Source organism: Desulfuribacillus stibiiarsenatis (assembly GCF_001742305.1).
In the GTDB taxonomy this organism is placed as follows: Bacteria; Bacillota; Bacilli; order Desulfuribacillales; family Desulfuribacillaceae; genus Desulfuribacillus_A; species Desulfuribacillus_A stibiiarsenatis.
The window spans coordinates 64566-80571 of the sequence record NZ_MJAT01000022.1 but is presented as its reverse complement, the minus strand read 5'-3'; the positions used below and the strand labels follow the sequence as shown (position 1 = coordinate 80571).

The following is a 16006-nucleotide window of genomic DNA, read 5'->3' as shown; positions in this document are numbered from 1 at the left end:
TCTTGCTGCACGCAATTATTTATGCTGAAAGAAATCTTTATACCGTTCTATGATATTGTTATAGTCACTCATGGTATCAATATCGATGAGTATACCAGGGTCATTTACATCCACAAAAGCAGCTATCTTGCGCCGTAAAATTGCTTTCAAATTGGAGTCATCCGGTTCCAATAAAATTTCATTGATAAGTGACCGGCGTAATACAATCGGATGTCCCTTCTTCCCTTTCCATAAAGGAACGACGACCTCTCCCTCTTTATGTAACATTATCTCACATGTCTTCGGGGTTATCAACGGGTAATCTCCTGGAGTAAACAGCACTTTCTCTGCCGTTGTTGCCACTAGGCCCGCCTTGACTGAAGTAAACATACCTTTTGCATATGCAGGGTTCTCTACTACTTTCACCCTGGAAAACCTTTTCGTTAACTCTCTAATGACCTCAATCTTGTACCCACCGACGACGATTACTTGGTCACACAGATCATAAATCGCCTCAATACTCCGTTCAATCAGAGTTTTACCACCAAAGTCAAGTTCCATCTTGTACACGATGGCTCGACTCGAAAGACCTGCAGCTAAGATGACTCCTTCAACCTTCATTTAGCGCCTCCTAATAAGTATGACCTTACTTCTTACGTTATATAACCGCACATGAGTTTCGAGAGCATTATCGTTTCGGACAGATATCGATGGCACCCTTAGTATCGACAAAAGTGAATGGTCTGAATACCCGATTTAGCAAGAGCTCGTACAATCAGTTCCCCTGTATCTTGATTATCTTCAATCACAATTGCCTGATACGTTTGTTCCATAGTTAACCCTACTTGCCATACTTGTTTACTACATATATTCTTCATTTTCTATAGAAATTCCTCCTAATGAATGTGATAAAAAGCGCGGTAAATGCTTTAGATGCCGTGACGCACAAAAAGACCAGGCATCCACTATATAGAATAGCGAACTGCCTAGCCCTTTATTATTTTTAAATCTTGAGTTTTGAATCTTGAGTTTTGAATCTTAAGAGTTGCGTTTTGATTTTTGAGATTTAGCTATTACTGGTACATCGATTGTAACTGCTTTTGTAAATCATCATTCCCTAGGAACTCTTCATACGAGCATTGTCTGTCGATAATTCCTTTTGGCGTGATTTCTATTATGCGATTTGCAATCGTTTCAATAAACTGACGGTCATGGGATGTGAAGAAAAGTGTCCCATTGAACTTTGTTAAGCCCGTATTCAAGGCTGTAATTGATTCTAGATCTAAATGGTTCGTCGGCTCATCCAATAGCAATACGTTAGCTCCGCTATTCATCATTCGAGAGAGCATGCAACGTACTTTTTCTCCTCCAGAAAGGACACTCGCTTTCTTAAGTGCTTCTTCCCCAGAGAATAGCATTCTGCCTAAGAAACCACGGATGTAATTCTCTGACTGATCCTTTGAGTACTGTCGTAGCCAATCCACTAAGTTCAAATCCACGCCCTCGAAATATTCCGAGTTATCCTTTGGAAAATATGCTCTTGTGGTCGTAATCCCCCAAGTAAATGTACCACTATCTGGTTCGATTTCACCCATAAGGATTTTGAACAGAGTTGTTTTCGCTAATTCATTAGGACCTGTAAGAACAATTTTATCTCCCTTATTCACGATAAACGAGATATTGTCTAAGACCTTTTCTCCGTCGATTGTTTTACTAATTCCTTCGACACGCACTAAATCATTTCCAGCTTCACGTTCTGATTTAAAATCAATGTACGGATATTTGCGAGTAGAAGGTTTAATGTCTTCTAGGGTAATTTTGTCTAATAACTTTTTGCGAGAAGTTGCTTGCTTTGCCTTCGATGCGTTTGAACTAAAACGCGCAATAAATGCTTGCAACTCTTTAATCTTTTCTTCTTGCTTCTTGTTCTGTTCTCTTGCCATTTTTAATGCTAACTGGCTTGATTCGTACCAGAAGTCATAGTTTCCTACGTATAATTGAATTTTCCCAAAATCAACGTCAGCGATATGGGTACACACTTTATTCAAGAAGTGTCTGTCATGGGATACTACAATGACAGTGCTTTCAAAGTTCATTAAGAAGTTCTCTAACCACTCAATCGCTTTTAAGTCTAAATGGTTCGTCGGCTCGTCTAACAGCAGTACATCAGGACGACCAAAAAGCGCCTGTGCAAGTAGAACCTTTACTTTTTCAGATCCGCTTAGCTCTTTCATTTTCTTATCGTGGTAGTCTTCTGTAATCCCTAAACCGGATAGTAAAATTGCCGCTTCTGATTCTGCTTCCCAACCGTTAAGCTCAGCGAATTCTCCTTCAAGCTCAGCAGCACGAATGCCGTCTTCATCTGTGAAGTTTTCCTTCGCGTACAATTCATTCTTCTCTTCCATAATTGCAAATAAACGATGGTGACCCATGATGACCGTCTTCAATACTTCTTCCTCTTCATACTCGAAGTGGTTCTGTTTCAAGACAGCTAAGCGTGAATTCGCAGGTAAGATTACTTCCCCTTTATTCGCGTCAATTTCCCCAGATAATATCTTTAAGAACGTAGATTTCCCAGCGCCGTTAGCACCGATTAAACCATAGCAATTTCCATCCGTAAATTGAATTGTTACATCTTCAAATAATTTGCGTCCCCCATATTGAAGACTGATTCCTACTGTACTTATCATTGATTACTCTGCCTCCATATACCCATGTTTAATCTCAGCGGCGTTATTGATACTCCCACTTTTGTACGTCGGAGATAAGAGCCGCTAAGCTTCGAAATAATTGCCACTAAGTTTTCTTTATGATTGTTTTCTTGGTGTTGTTGATGTTCTAGATATTCTTGACGTTTTTGCAGTCCTTGAACTGCTTTTCGCAGCCGTTCTACCTGATGCTTTCGTGGTACTTCTATTGCCCTTTACAGAGCCAGTTTTTGAACCGCGGGCTTTACCGCCTTTAGCGTTCTTTTTATCTGGAGAAGCTTTACCTTCACCACGCTGATACGTCCGTTTTACCGTTGGTTTAATGATTGTTTCGCCATCTTTATCTCGGCGCTCTAACTTGCTCGCAATGCCTTTTTCAATCTTCTGGAGCTTTTCAACATCATCAGGGGTTACAAAAGTAATAGCCATTCCTTTTTCCCCAGCTCGACCTGTTCTCCCAATTCGATGAATATACCAATCCGTGCTCCGCGGTATATCGTAACTAAATACATGTGTGACACCTTCCACATCTAGCCCGCGTGCCGCAATGTCGGTTGCAATAAGGATTTGCAGCTTCGCGTCACGAAAACGCTTCATGACTTGTTGACGTTTCGATTGGCTCAATTCTCCATGTAATTCGTCACATTCATAGCCGCGTTCTGCTAACTCTTTATTTACTTCTATTGCTTTTTCCTTTTTCCCACAAAATACAATCGCAAGATACGGACGATACTTATCGATAAGCTCGCAAAGCAGATCCGTCTTCTTGTTCTCTGTCGTATCAATCATGACTTGCTGAATGTCATCTAGTGTGATTTTCTTACCTTCTTGGACTTGAACAAACGTTGGTTTCTTCATATACTTTTTCGCTAGAACTCGTACATTTTTAGGAATCGTTGCCGAAAACAACATTGTCTGTCTGCGTGACGATGTCTTAGTAATGACTTCTTCTACATCCGGCAAGAAACCCATGTGTAGCATTTGGTCTGCTTCATCAAGTACAACCATCGATACATCCGATAATTTAATCGTGCCACGTCCCACATGCTCTAATAATCGACCTGGCGTCCCTACTACAATATGACGAGAACGCAGACGTTGAATTTGTCTTTCCACATCCTGTCCACCATAACAAGCCAAAACCTTGGCATTCACGTGATCAATATACTTGTTTAACTCAGCCGTTATTTGAATTGCTATCTCTCGCGTAGGAGTAATAATTAAGGCTTGTATTGCATCTTTTTTCGTATTGATGCGTTCAAGGATTGGCAGTAAGAATGCTAGTGTCTTCCCAGTGCCTGTCTGTGCCTGTCCAATGACATCTTTCCCTTTTAACAACAGCGGAATTGTTTCCGCCTGAATCTGTGTAGCTTCCGTAATCCCTTGTTTATGTAATTCTTCATTAAGAACCCGTCGAATACCTAAATCCGAAAATTTTCTTGGCATTTGACACCCACTTTCTTTATCATAAGCTATCCCATAGTATACAGTTTTGGGTAGAAAAAGACAATTCATACCTAGAAGTTGAAAATGCTAATCGCAAACAAAAGAGTATGCTCGATTCTAAGCATACTCTTTTGCTGAACTATGGTATAACTTCTTAAGAGACTCAACCATCACTCATCAGGGCTTATAACTCGCCTCTAAACCTTACGATTCTATCCACGAGCAAACATTACATGTTTCATTTAGAATCATCGTTACCTTTAGTTACTTGATGGTTACTTTACTTCACTTTACACATACCATTTTCAGAATTACCTGATGGGCAGTCAGTTCCGCAAATCCATTCTAAGACTAAACCAACCTTCATCCCTTATAGGGAACCATCTATTGAGATGGTCATTAAATGCTTCCAGCATAATCGATCAAACACTATTTATGATCTTTTCATACCGGAACTTAACTTTTTATGGTTGAGTCTCTTAAGAAGTTATTGCTGTTTTCTTGCTTTTAGTATATACCAAATGCGGTTATTTTACAAGTGGTAAATTATAAATTTTAGCGCATCGTTAGTCAATGGTTATTATTCACTAGTCTGTACCTGGGCTTGAATTCAAAAAGGCATTATAAAAAACACTTCATGTGAATCTTGATGTATTTATATACACGTATATATATTATTTGCAAAAGCGATGCAAGTTCTCTGCATCGCTTTTGTTGACTCTAAAGTATTACGCCGGGCATCAGAATCGGAACATCGCGGCTACTTCTTTATTGTCAGGCACTAACTTTTCTGAAACTACGTATACCGTTCCATTGTTCAAAAAGGTTTGGATTGCTGCATCATTGAGTAAATCTTGATTTTCGATGGTTGATTGATCTTCGAGAATCACTTCACTTGTATCCTTATCAAACCTTCCCCATTGCTGCTTTCCGCTCGCCACGAACATGGTTGCTATTCTTCCTGTGTAGGCTCCCAAAACAATCTCTTTTATATCCGTTGATGTTCTTCCAGTACCAACAATTTCTTGATATTTCGATAATGCTTCTTCACGCGCTTGTTGAAAATAAGATTCCACAATTTCCCATGCTTTTTCATGAAGTTCATCGTTCGAAAAAGCTTCTACACTTCCAACTATGCCCGGTTCAATCACAGTAGAATATTGGTTCGCTTCTCTGTACATAGGCAGATAATATTCAACTCCTGCCAGTATTAAAGGGGACCGACTGTCTTGCAGCGTTTTTCGCACACCTTTTTCAATCTCTTGGAAAAAGCGCAGCAAATTTGTCTTCTCTTCATCACTCAAGCTATGGCCATGATAAGAAGCAACACTTCTCCCCACGCCCCCCGCAGGGTTAAAGGAAGAGAATTGTAATTGCCTTTCCGGATCATCGTATTTTAAATATTCTTCTAAGCTTGTCGGTACATCCTCTAACGGTATTTCATAATGCAGAAATCTTGAGCAGGCAAGTAGTTTCACGTGCTTTTGATTTAATGCCAAGACATAAAACGTTCCATCTTCTACGAACAATGGCATCAACGGTTTAAGATGGAAGTTCTGAGCAATGATTGCCAACTCTTCAAACTCATACGGAACTTGATAATATTCAAACACATTTTCCGCTAAAAAGATTGCTAAGCCCCCACGTTGGTAGCTCCAAAATAGTGTGTCTGAAATAAGTGTTTGAATAGGTTCCGTTAATCCTTCAATATCTTGTTTCTTATACCCATTTTCTATCATTTGGTCTTGTGCTTGTCTTAATAAATTTTTCAGACGGATTTGCCCTTGCTTACCTTCAGCCCCCGTAGTGCCTGTTGGCAAATAAATAGAAATACAAAGTTTATCACCATGACCCATCAATTGTTTTATATTTTCTCGAGTAAATACAGCCATTTTATCTATTTCCCCCTCAACAACTAGTAGATTCTAATTAATCGTCTTTAATTATTATCATTTCCTAAAATTATTTTTGGAGTCTACATTAAAATAGTGTAATTTTTGGTACAACTAACTAGTAAGAAACAACCTTTTCGTTACTGAAACCTGGTGTTTATCTATTTCCCATTGCTTTCAAGATATCTTGTCGAGTAATAATTCCCAACAATTTCTTCTTGCTTACGACCGGAACGCGATTAATATTATGATCAATCATCATAGTTGCTACTTCCTCTAAAGATGCTTCTGCTTCTACTGTCATTACATTCGTTACCATTAGATCTTTCACTTGAGTAGCAAGAGCGCGTTTAATTTCATGTAAATACTGCTCCTGGCTTCCAATGGTAATTAACGCACCAAGAATATCAACATAAGCCGGTGGCGTTACTTTTTTATTCTGAAAAACAATATCGCCCTCACTGATAATCCCCACCAATTCCCCTTCGTCAACCACTGGTAAACCACTGATTTTCTTTTCCACTAATATCTTAGCGACGTCTTCAATGGTGTCTTGCAGACCGACAGTAATTACATCTGAAGTCATAATATCCTCTGCTTTCATCCTCAACTCTCCTTTCATGTGATTTCAATCTCTTGATTACTGCTTGTAGCGTCTACTTGTATTGTATCGCACAATTTTTTCCTGTTCAAATCATATGATGTATAACATTATCTTGCCCTATAATGTCCTGACTATCTTATACAGTGATTTAACAAAACTTATCAATACGCCGATATTAGAGCTAAACCTAAACATAGAACCGTATTACGTATTAACTTAGTTTCTTTTTAGCACAGAAATCAGGTAAGGAGGAAATCCAATGGCACGCATCTCGCGATATTCATTACTGAAAAATAGTCGCTTTCGTCTGCATCATGCGAAGGAATTAAACCAACCGCAATCGGTTGTCAAAGTAGACCCTATAGACAGCACGCGTTCCATGAATAATCATTCCGAGCATCCTTCCGATCATCAATTGATGTTTTATGATAACTATTACGAATCCATCAAGGATCTCAAAGAAGAATTCAGGAAGTTTTACCATGATGAAAAGGCAGTAAAGCAAACATTGGTGCGCATACACGATGATACCGAGGGTCATTTAATAGATCACATGCAAGAGCTTATCTCAAAATTCAACACCGCCTATCATTCATTACAAGCATTCGATACAGCAGCAAAAACGAGTCAAAGTCACAACATCCAACATCTGCTCACGAGTTACAAAAGCGTTCTTGAAGATTTCGGTATTAGCGGTGTCGAGCAGGGAAGACTAACACTAGATGCTGATACATATATCCGAAAGCTATCGTTAACTAATGAATTTGGTGAGCTTACAACAGATCAGCATTCAACTAAGAATCCTACAGATGCAATTTTTTCACCAATGAAAGAGATTATCCTTCCATTATATAAAGCACTACAAAACATTCGTTTGCCGAAGTACCGCTCCCGTAATAAATATTTGGAACACGAGAACTTTAGTGGTGATTTAAAGGGATTAATAATCGAACAGAAAACCTAAATATATTGTTTTCAATTTTGTTTTTTCGTGCTATGATGGATTTTAAAGAATTTTTTGAATAATCAGTCCAGCTATGCTCCTATAGTTGCATTTTCATTGGGGAGGGATTTGCAAATGCCAGTAAAAATACCGGACAATTTGCCGGCAACTGAAATATTACAAAATGAGAATATTTTCGTTATGGGGGAAAAACAAGCGTTACATCAAGATATCCGACCGTTACGGATTCTTATTCTTAATTTGATGCCGACGAAAGTCGCAACAGAGATTCATCTCTTGCGTTTGTTAGGAAACTCTCCGATTCAGGTTGATATTGTACTACTTCATCCGAAATCCTATATGCCTAAGAACACACCGATTGATCACTTGAGCATGTTCTATAAGCATTTCGAAGATATCAAACACGAAAAGTTTGACGGCATGATTATTACTGGTGCACCTGTTGAGCATTTGGAATTCGAAGAAGTGAAGTATTGGAATGAGCTTGCAGAAATCATGGATTGGACCGTGAAGAATGTAACCTCTACCTTTCATATATGTTGGGGTGCACAAGCGGGGCTATTCCACCATTACGGCGTACCCAAGTTTCCACTTGAATCAAAACAGTTTGGGGTCTTTAAACATACATTAAATCAAAAGAAAGTTGCTTTATTACGCGGTTTTGATGACATTTTCTTCGTACCTCATTCGCGCTATACCTACACACGCAAAGAGGACATAGAAAACGTACCCGCCCTTGAGGTGTTATCCGAGTCAGAAGAAGCCGGCGTTTATATAGTAGCTTCCAAGGACGGTCGACAAGTATTCGTAACAGGACATTCTGAGTATGACCCTCTTACTCTAAAATACGAATACGATCGCGATTGTGGCCTTGGTAAAGAAATTGCAATTCCTAAGAATTATTACCCTAACGATGACACAACACAAGAACCAATCGTGCGTTGGCGCTCTCACGCGAACTTGCTTTTCTCGAACTGGCTCAACTACTATGTATACCAACAAACGCCATATGATCTTAACGAAATTGGCTAATATAACTTGTCGAAACTAGGATTGCTTGCATATAAGCATCCTAGTTTTTTGTTTTTGACTAAACTTTATTTTTTTCTATACATGTGACGGAATTCATAGTAATTTCCGATTTATCTTATATAATTACTTAATATCTATTACCTAAGATAGTTTCGTTATCTTTGTATCAAATTCTGATACCACCAAGGGGGTTCTTATCATAAAAATCCTATTTCTCGTTTCTGCCCATAATAGTCTTAGCCAAAGGGCTTATGTAGAGTTAACTGACAGAGGCCATAATGTACTTGTGCAACTTTCTACTAGCAGTGAGAAAATGTTGGAGGCTGCTGAACGCTTTAATCCTTCATTAATCATTGCACCTTTTTTAAAAGAATATATCCCTGATCAATTATGGATGCGATATAAGTGCATCATTGTCCACCCAGGCGTGAAGGGTGATCGCGGTCCATCTTCTCTTGACTGGGCTATCCTAAACGGCAAAAAACTGTGGGGAGTGACTTTATTAGAAGCTTCTCCAGAGATGGATGCTGGAGATATCTGGGCAACTCATAACTTTCCAGTACGCAATGCTTCAAAAAGCGCCTTATATCGCAAGGAGGGTTGTGATGCTGCAATCAAGGGTTTGTTAGATACTATCGAAAAGTTTGAATCTGGAACATTTAAACCTACACCATTAGATTATAGTCATTCTGATACCATCGGAATCCTTCATACTCCTATGAAACAACTAGACCGTGCAATCAATTGGCACGAGCCTACATCACAGATCGCACGAAAAATTCGTTGTGCCGACAGTCAGCCTGGAGTGCTGGATACAATTAACGGCCAATCTTATTATCTATATGGAGTGCACGAGGAGTCGAAACTCAAGGGAGCTCCCGGCGATATTATAGCAAAGCGCGATGGAGCTATATGTCGCGCTACTGGCGATGGTGCCGTATGGATAAGCCATCTGAAAAAGAAGCCGCTCCAGGGAGAATTGTCGTGCAAACTCCCTGCCGAAATGGTTCTTCAAGATCAGCTCGATCAAGTTCCTAGTATAGCTCTGTCTCCATTCGATTCTCATTCTGGCTCTACTTACAGAGAAATCTTTTATCATGAGAAAAATGAAGTCGGCTATTTGCAGTTCAATTTCTACAATGGTGCTATGAGCACAGAACAGTGCTATCGATTGCGCGATGCGTATCAAACCGCTTTATCAAAAAACACAAAAGTATTAGTACTGCTTGGTGGACAAGACTTCTGGTCCAATGGTATACACTTAAATGTTATAGAAGCTTCCCCGCATCCTGGACATGAATCTTGGCGCAATATTAACGCGATTGATGATTTAGTTCGAGATATTATACTGACAGATTCAAAAATTGTCATTTCTGCATTACAGGGCAACGCAGCAGCAGGGGGCGTTATTATGGCTTTAGCTAGCGATTATGTGTTTGCTAGAGATGGCATTATCTTAAATCCTCATTATAAAAAAATGGGTTTGTATGGTTCTGAGTATTGGACGTATCTATTACCAAGCAGAGTAGGGACCACATTAACATCCACTTTGACCGAGAGCTGCCTGCCATTAAGTACGAGAAAAGCAAAAGCCATTGGTTTAATTGATGTAATTTATGATTCTTCCGCTTTAATACCTGGGGTAAAAGCATTTGTAGAGCATTTAGTAGCATCTAAAAAGTATGAACAGCTGTTAAAAGACAAACAAATCCAGCGAAAACTCGATGAACAAATAAAACCATTAGAGGATTATCGAAATGAAGAATTATCTCACATGTGGGATAACTTCTTCTCTATAAGTTCTACGTACCATACCGCAAGAAAGCAATTCGTGTATAAATTATCTTGCGTTACTGCCAAATCTTGTAGTGGTAAGCAATAAACTCTCTTTAAAATTACGGAATTACACTTTCTGATGATAAAAAAAGATTGTCGACATTCGAAACGTCGGCAATCTCTTTTTATGTCATCATTCTCTTAAACACTCATCGTTCATCAATTTCTTCAAAGCGATGGACAAGGACTCCATCGACTTCCTTTTTATCCAAGAACATCGACAACGGTCGTATCCAAATCCCTCGCTCCCCATAGAGCGGTTGATACACCACATATTCCTCCATCGTCTCTGAGTGTTTCGCAACATGCAATACAAGATATTCGTTCCCTTTAAAATGGCGATATCGCGATCCTACTCGTACTTCACGAACGTTCTCTTGAGTCAATTCCTCACCCCTAGATTTACTACTTGTAATGATGCTATTTATGATCCCATCCCATGCGTAACTTTACGAAACGGTACATATAGGATGCTATGACTTTTAAAATTGCATAGGTTGGAATTGCTAATATCAAACCTAGAAAACCAGCTAGTCGACCCGCGATTAAGATAATGAGAATAATGGTGACTGGATGAATCGCTAGTTTATCACCCATAATGCGCGGCGAAATAAACATACTTTCAATTTGCTGTACAATAATGATTACAATTGCAACCTTCACAACCATTGTTGGCGAGTGGAGAATAGCCACAATAATCGCTGGTATTGCTCCAATAAACGGTCCCACGAACGGAATTACATTCGTCACCATTGCGACAATCGCCAGAATTAATGGATAATCGATACCGATTAGCATAAACCCGATATAGCACAACACCCCTACGCATAAACAGACTATAATTTGCCCTTGGATAAACGCACTTAACGTGCGATCCATGTCATAGATGATGGACTTACCTTCTTTTTGGTGATGCTTTGGCAAAAATCTTGTCATAGCACCAGGTAGCTTTTCACCACTTTGCAGCATGTAGAACAAGATGAACGGTATCATCAGCAACGTAGTAAAGACATTTGTTAATGTGCCAAAAAAACTTGCTACATTATTCACTACAGATACAAAAATCTGATTGATATATTGTGATAAACGCCTTGCTAAATCCTCAAATGTAAAAGACTCTTGTTGCGCCAGTTGTAGCACATACGGATGGTCTTGTAGTTCTAGCAAACGCACGCGTATTCCATTGACGATTGTCGGTGCATTTTCTATTAAACTGCCAATTTGCCTTTGTAGTATCGGACCTAGTACAAGAACTAAAATTGTTACTACTATTGCAAATGCAAGATAGATCAGCAATATTGCAATCCCTCTAGGCACCCTCTTTTCCGTGAGCCTGTCAACCGTGGGCACCATGAGATAATACAGCACCCCCGATAATAAGATCGGGAAGAACACCGTTTGTACAATGACAACTAGTGGGTGAAAGATAAAGGATATCTGACTTCCTACTAAGATAATGAGAAACAAGACAAGCACCCAAATCGCAAATCGAAAATATGGCGAATCTAGCAAATCATCACCCTCTTATATGTTTTTATCTAATGCTTCTATTAGCTTCTTCGCTTCTACGTATTTTGCAATACCTGCCGCGACCTTTTTCGCTTCTTTCATCGCCAAAACAACCGTCGCCGGCTCATGAACGACATCGCCACCAGCAAACACACCCTTACGCGTCGTCATGCCGTATGGATACTCCTTGGTAATGACATATCCCTCTTCATTAACTTCTATGCCCTTTGCAGTACTAATGACTCTTGCTGCTGGTCGCTGACCAATCGCCAAGATAATTTTGTCTGCAGGGATGATTTCCATGTTCCCTGTCCCTCGAATTTTTCCATTTTCATCGACTTCTTGCACTTCGTATTGCAGTTGTTGGACATTTTCTTCGCCCAAAAAGGCAACAGGGCTTGAAAGCCACGAAAACTGTACCCCTTCTTTCACTGCATGCTCATACTCAGAGCGTAACGCTGGCATTTCTTCAATCGTTCTTCGGTAGACAATCGTCACGCTAGTTGCCCCAAGACGTAGTGCCGTTCGCGCAGCATCAATCGCGACGTTCCCTGCCCCAATGACAATCACTCGGTCTCCTTGATCGATTGGAATCTCTTTATCGCTGACATCGCCATGGTTCGCAAGGGTTACCATGCGCAACAAATACATCGCCTGAATCACACCTGTTAGTTCCTTGCCAGGAACATTTAATGTTTTCGGCAGAGCAGTTCCAGTCCCAATAAATACTGCATCAAATTCCTTTTCTAGCATTTCATCGATTGTGATATCTTGGCCTACTAAGGTATTCGTCCTAAATTTGACCCCAAGCTGTTCAATCTTACGAATCTCTCGACGTACCACTTCTCTATTTAATCGAAAACCAGGAATCCCATACATCAGAACCCCACCAGGCTCCGATTGCGATTCAAAAACAGTCACAGAAAAGCCCATCTTTGCTAAGTCACCAGCAACGGTAAGTCCTGCAGGGCCTGCACCAATGACTGCAATATCTCCATCCTTATATGGCGGGCGCTCTATCGTTACACCCATTTCCGCTTCAAAGTCAGCAATAAAACGCTCTAGCTTCCCTATTTTAATTGGCTCTTTTTTGGCATTTAAAATGCAAGACCCTTCGCATTGCTGCTCATGGGGACATACACGTCCGCAAACGGCAGGTAAGTTACTGCGTTTTGAAATGATTACGCCCGCTTCCCCGATGTTCCCATGCGCTAAGGCTTGTATAAATTGAGGAATATCATTTTCAATTGGGCAACCTTTACGACAGAGAGGATTTTTACAATTTAGGCAACGCTTCGCTTCTTCAATTGCCTCTCGGATGCCAAATCCCTGATCAATCTCACAAAATCCCAAACTTTCATTTTCGAAATCTGCTTGCTTATCAATTTTCATCTTCATCTTCCTTCTCGATCAGTTTTGCTCCCTATCTATCCATTATATCCATGTATTCATTGAAAATATCGAATTCCTTATCTATAAAAACTATTCCATTAAAATTGATACTATTATACTTCATTTCTGCCGGAAACATAATAGTTTAGAAATGATTTCTATTTTTTTCTATTCCCAGTATAATATCCTTATGAAGAATAATGCTCTGCTTACTTGTCCAGCAGATTAGAAAGGATTTTCGTAATGAGCGCTGATAATACACAAAAATTAGTTCCCTTATTAAGCTTCACGATTTTCTTTTCCGTCATTAATGGCACTATGTTCAACGTCGCAATCCCTAATATATCGACCCAGTTTTCTATACTTCCGTCACAAGTGAGCTGGGTAGTCACTGGTTATACCGTAATATTTGCGTTAAGCGCTGCTATCTTTGGAAAGTTAGCAGACATGTACCCAGTCAAAAATCTTATTTCTACCGGCCTTGTCCTATTCAATATTGGTTCGTTACTTGGCTTTCTTGCTGAATGGTATCCGATGCTATTGACTGCTAGATATATTCAAGCCTGTGGTGCCGGTTCCATTCCAGCCCTTGCCATGCTTGTCGCTACACGGTATGCACCTCCTGAGAAAAGAGGTAAAGTATTAGGCTTTATCGCTTCAACAGTCGCATTCGGCTCTGGAATCGGTCCAGTGTTGGGCGGTTTTATTACAAACACATGGGAGTGGAACTATCTGTTTCTAATCTCGTTATTTTCATTACTTGCAATCTATTTCTATCATAAATGGTTGCCAAAAGAAGAGGTTACAGGTGGGGCATTGGATATCAAGGGGGCATTATTACTAGCTTTTACAATCGCGATTTTCCTAGTCGCCGTGAATCAACTGATTTTCTGGCTATTGCCTGTTGGTCTACTTATGACGTTTCTTGTCCGACATCATATGATATCTACCGAAAATCCTTTTATTCAGCCCTCTTTAATTCAAAATCGGTTGTTTCGGAATGGTCTAATTGCCGCCTTCGTAACAGTCGGCACAGTGTTTGCTACCTTATTTATGATACCAATCATGCTTCGCGATATGAATCATCTTTCTAGCGGAGAGATTGGGTTAGTACTTTTCCCCGGTGCGATGAGCGCTTCTGTAATGGGGGCAATTAGCGGGCGCATTGCCGATAGAGTTGGCAGTATTCCTGTGGTATATGCCGGTATGTCCCTGTTGTTTATCAGTCTACTTTTGCTCTCATTTTTCGCTGGCAGTTTACCGATTGTGATTACGAGCATCCTACTCATCTTATATATAGGTTTTTCCTTTATACAATCGTCTTTATCAAATACTGTTTCCCGTGTCCTGCCACCACAACAAACAGGCATTGGGATGGGCCTATATAATTTGACGTTTTTTATATCTGGGGCTTTCATTTCTGCCATTAGCGGTAAGCTGTTGGATTTCAACAATCCTTCATTTCAATTGAATCCATTGCACTTTGTTGATTCCGCAACTATCTATAGTAATATTTCGTTCTCTTTTATGATTTCTGTTATGTTAGGATTACTCATCTTTCATCGCGCGTATTATAAAATCCACTTGCAACGAAAAGCTACTAATTAGCTACAAATTTCGCTGTGATAAATTCATCGATGGCACCGATTCCAATTTTCTGATATTCCTTTGTCAAAATGTGATTCCTATGGCCTTGGCTGTTAATCCACGCGATATACGCATCAATCGCATCCGAGTGAGCATAGGCGAGGTTTTCACCAACTCGCTGAAACGGATACCCTGCTGCCTTGAGTCGATCTGCTGCAATTCCAGACCGCGGTGATGAATGGTTGAAGAATCTGTTTTGACTCATATCCACTGAGTGATTTTTCGCTAATACCGCTAGCTCATCATCCCACGTGAGCAGCGGCAGTTCATTTTGCATACGCATAGTATTAATGAGATCGAATGATTGTTTTTCTATTCCTTCATGAACTTGCTCAAGCTCCTGTTCCGACAACTGAGGCGCACTGATACTTGGTGGCCTTTTATTGTACGACCAGGTCATATGATAACCTCTAGATTTGACAAGTGTGTCTATATTTTGTAAGCGGATTGCATGAGCCGTCTTACCTGCTAATATATCAAAATAAATCTCTACCGCGAGATTTTCTTCTACTAATAGAATTCTATCTTCTTTTTCATTTGCGTTATTCAATAAAAACTCTGCACCGTCAAAAGTAACCGTCACAGCTTCATCGATTTGATAGTTCTTTTCAATGTCCTTCTGTGTCGTTTCTCCTGCCATAATATCCTTCCACTGAATTCCCGTAGAGTTACTAAACATTGTCACAACTCGATTTCGTTCTAGACCAATTTGTAAATACCGATTGAGGTCCTGATTATATACCCACCACTCATAACCATATTTACTTAATTCTTTTCTGTCGGGAAGGCCTAGTCTTTGGATCACTTCCTTTTCAGAATCTCCTATGGAAATGTCAAACAAACTAAGTCTACCATCAGCATTTCTCTGTCTTTCAACTGTTATATGTTGATGAACAATCCAGACGCTTGCTATAAAAGCGAGCAAAAGTGCGGTTGCCATTACAAATCTTATAGGTTTTTTCTGAAAATTGTTCATAACTTGTAATCTCCCTAACAT

The 16006-nt window shown here is 39.8% G+C and carries 14 protein-coding genes; 4 read left to right on the top strand and 10 right to left on the bottom strand.

All coding sequences use genetic code 11. The features are described 5' to 3' along the window. Positions 1-15: 15 nt before the first annotated feature. From BHU72_RS08185 to BHU72_RS08165, 6 genes are all read right to left on the bottom strand, one after another. Positions 16-600, bottom strand: a complete 585-nt coding sequence (locus BHU72_RS08185; RefSeq protein WP_069702145.1) for a nucleotidyltransferase family protein — start codon at positions 598-600, stop codon at positions 16-18. A gap of 98 nt (positions 601-698) precedes the next feature. Then, positions 699-857, bottom strand: a complete 159-nt coding sequence (locus BHU72_RS15865; protein WP_176720441.1) for a hypothetical protein — start codon at positions 855-857, stop codon at positions 699-701. 195 nt (positions 858-1052) lie between these two features. Continuing rightward, entirely contained in the window at positions 1053-2669 is a 1617-nt protein-coding gene (locus BHU72_RS08180) for an ABC-F family ATP-binding cassette domain-containing protein (protein ID WP_069702144.1), read from the bottom strand. Between the two features lie 117 nt (positions 2670-2786). After that, on the bottom strand, positions 2787-4133 hold the full coding sequence (locus BHU72_RS08175; RefSeq protein ID WP_069702143.1) for a DEAD/DEAH box helicase: 1347 nt from the start codon (positions 4131-4133) through the stop codon (positions 2787-2789). Between the two features lie 740 nt (positions 4134-4873). Further along, positions 4874-6025, bottom strand: a complete 1152-nt coding sequence (locus BHU72_RS08170; protein ID WP_069702142.1) for a baeRF3 domain-containing protein — start codon at positions 6023-6025, stop codon at positions 4874-4876. A gap of 157 nt (positions 6026-6182) precedes the next feature. Further along, on the bottom strand, positions 6183-6629 hold the full coding sequence (locus BHU72_RS08165; protein WP_069702141.1) for a CBS domain-containing protein: 447 nt from the start codon (positions 6627-6629) through the stop codon (positions 6183-6185). Between the two features lie 259 nt (positions 6630-6888). Between BHU72_RS08165 and BHU72_RS08160 the strand changes: the two genes are divergently transcribed. The 3 genes from BHU72_RS08160 (at position 6889) to BHU72_RS08150 (ending at position 10507) form a co-directional block, all read left to right on the top strand. Further along, complete coding sequence (locus BHU72_RS08160) at positions 6889-7593, top strand: hypothetical protein (protein WP_069702140.1); 705 nt, start codon at positions 6889-6891, stop codon at positions 7591-7593. A gap of 114 nt (positions 7594-7707) precedes the next feature. Continuing rightward, positions 7708-8625 carry a homoserine O-acetyltransferase MetA gene (gene metA, locus BHU72_RS08155; RefSeq protein ID WP_069702139.1) on the top strand — a complete coding sequence of 306 codons (918 nt, stop codon included), beginning with the start codon at positions 7708-7710 and terminating at the stop codon, positions 8623-8625. 286 nt (positions 8626-8911) lie between these two features. Next, the gene (locus BHU72_RS08150; RefSeq protein WP_245671879.1) at positions 8912-10507 is read left to right on the top strand and encodes an enoyl-CoA hydratase-related protein; all 1596 of its coding nucleotides are present in this window, start codon (positions 8912-8914) and stop codon (positions 10505-10507) included. A 103-nt stretch (positions 10508-10610) separates the two neighbouring features. On the opposite strand, the gene BHU72_RS08145 is transcribed toward BHU72_RS08150, so the two are convergent. Genes BHU72_RS08145 through BHU72_RS08135 form a run of 3 tightly spaced genes read right to left on the bottom strand, consistent with a single transcriptional unit; the run spans position 10611 to position 13362 of the window. After that, positions 10611-10847 (bottom strand): DUF1653 domain-containing protein, encoded by a 237-nt coding sequence (locus BHU72_RS08145; protein ID WP_069702137.1) that lies wholly within the window; start codon positions 10845-10847, stop codon positions 10611-10613. 34 nt (positions 10848-10881) lie between these two features. Next, positions 10882-11973: an AI-2E family transporter gene (locus BHU72_RS08140; protein ID WP_069702136.1), complete on the bottom strand. Its 1092-nt coding sequence runs from the start codon at positions 11971-11973 to the stop codon at positions 10882-10884. Between the two features lie 12 nt (positions 11974-11985). Beyond that, positions 11986-13362 (bottom strand): NAD(P)-dependent oxidoreductase, encoded by a 1377-nt coding sequence (locus tag BHU72_RS08135; protein WP_069702135.1) that lies wholly within the window; start codon positions 13360-13362, stop codon positions 11986-11988. Between the two features lie 243 nt (positions 13363-13605). Between BHU72_RS08135 and BHU72_RS08130 the strand changes: the two genes are divergently transcribed. Then, positions 13606-14970 (top strand): MFS transporter, encoded by a 1365-nt coding sequence (locus BHU72_RS08130; protein ID WP_069702134.1) that lies wholly within the window; start codon positions 13606-13608, stop codon positions 14968-14970. Here the strand turns inward: BHU72_RS08130 and BHU72_RS08125 are convergent. Continuing rightward, positions 14963-15985: a CAP domain-containing protein gene (locus BHU72_RS08125; RefSeq protein ID WP_069702133.1), complete on the bottom strand. Its 1023-nt coding sequence runs from the start codon at positions 15983-15985 to the stop codon at positions 14963-14965. The two genes, BHU72_RS08130 and BHU72_RS08125, sit on opposite strands and share 8 nt — an antisense overlap. Positions 15986-16006: the final 21 nt, after the last annotated feature.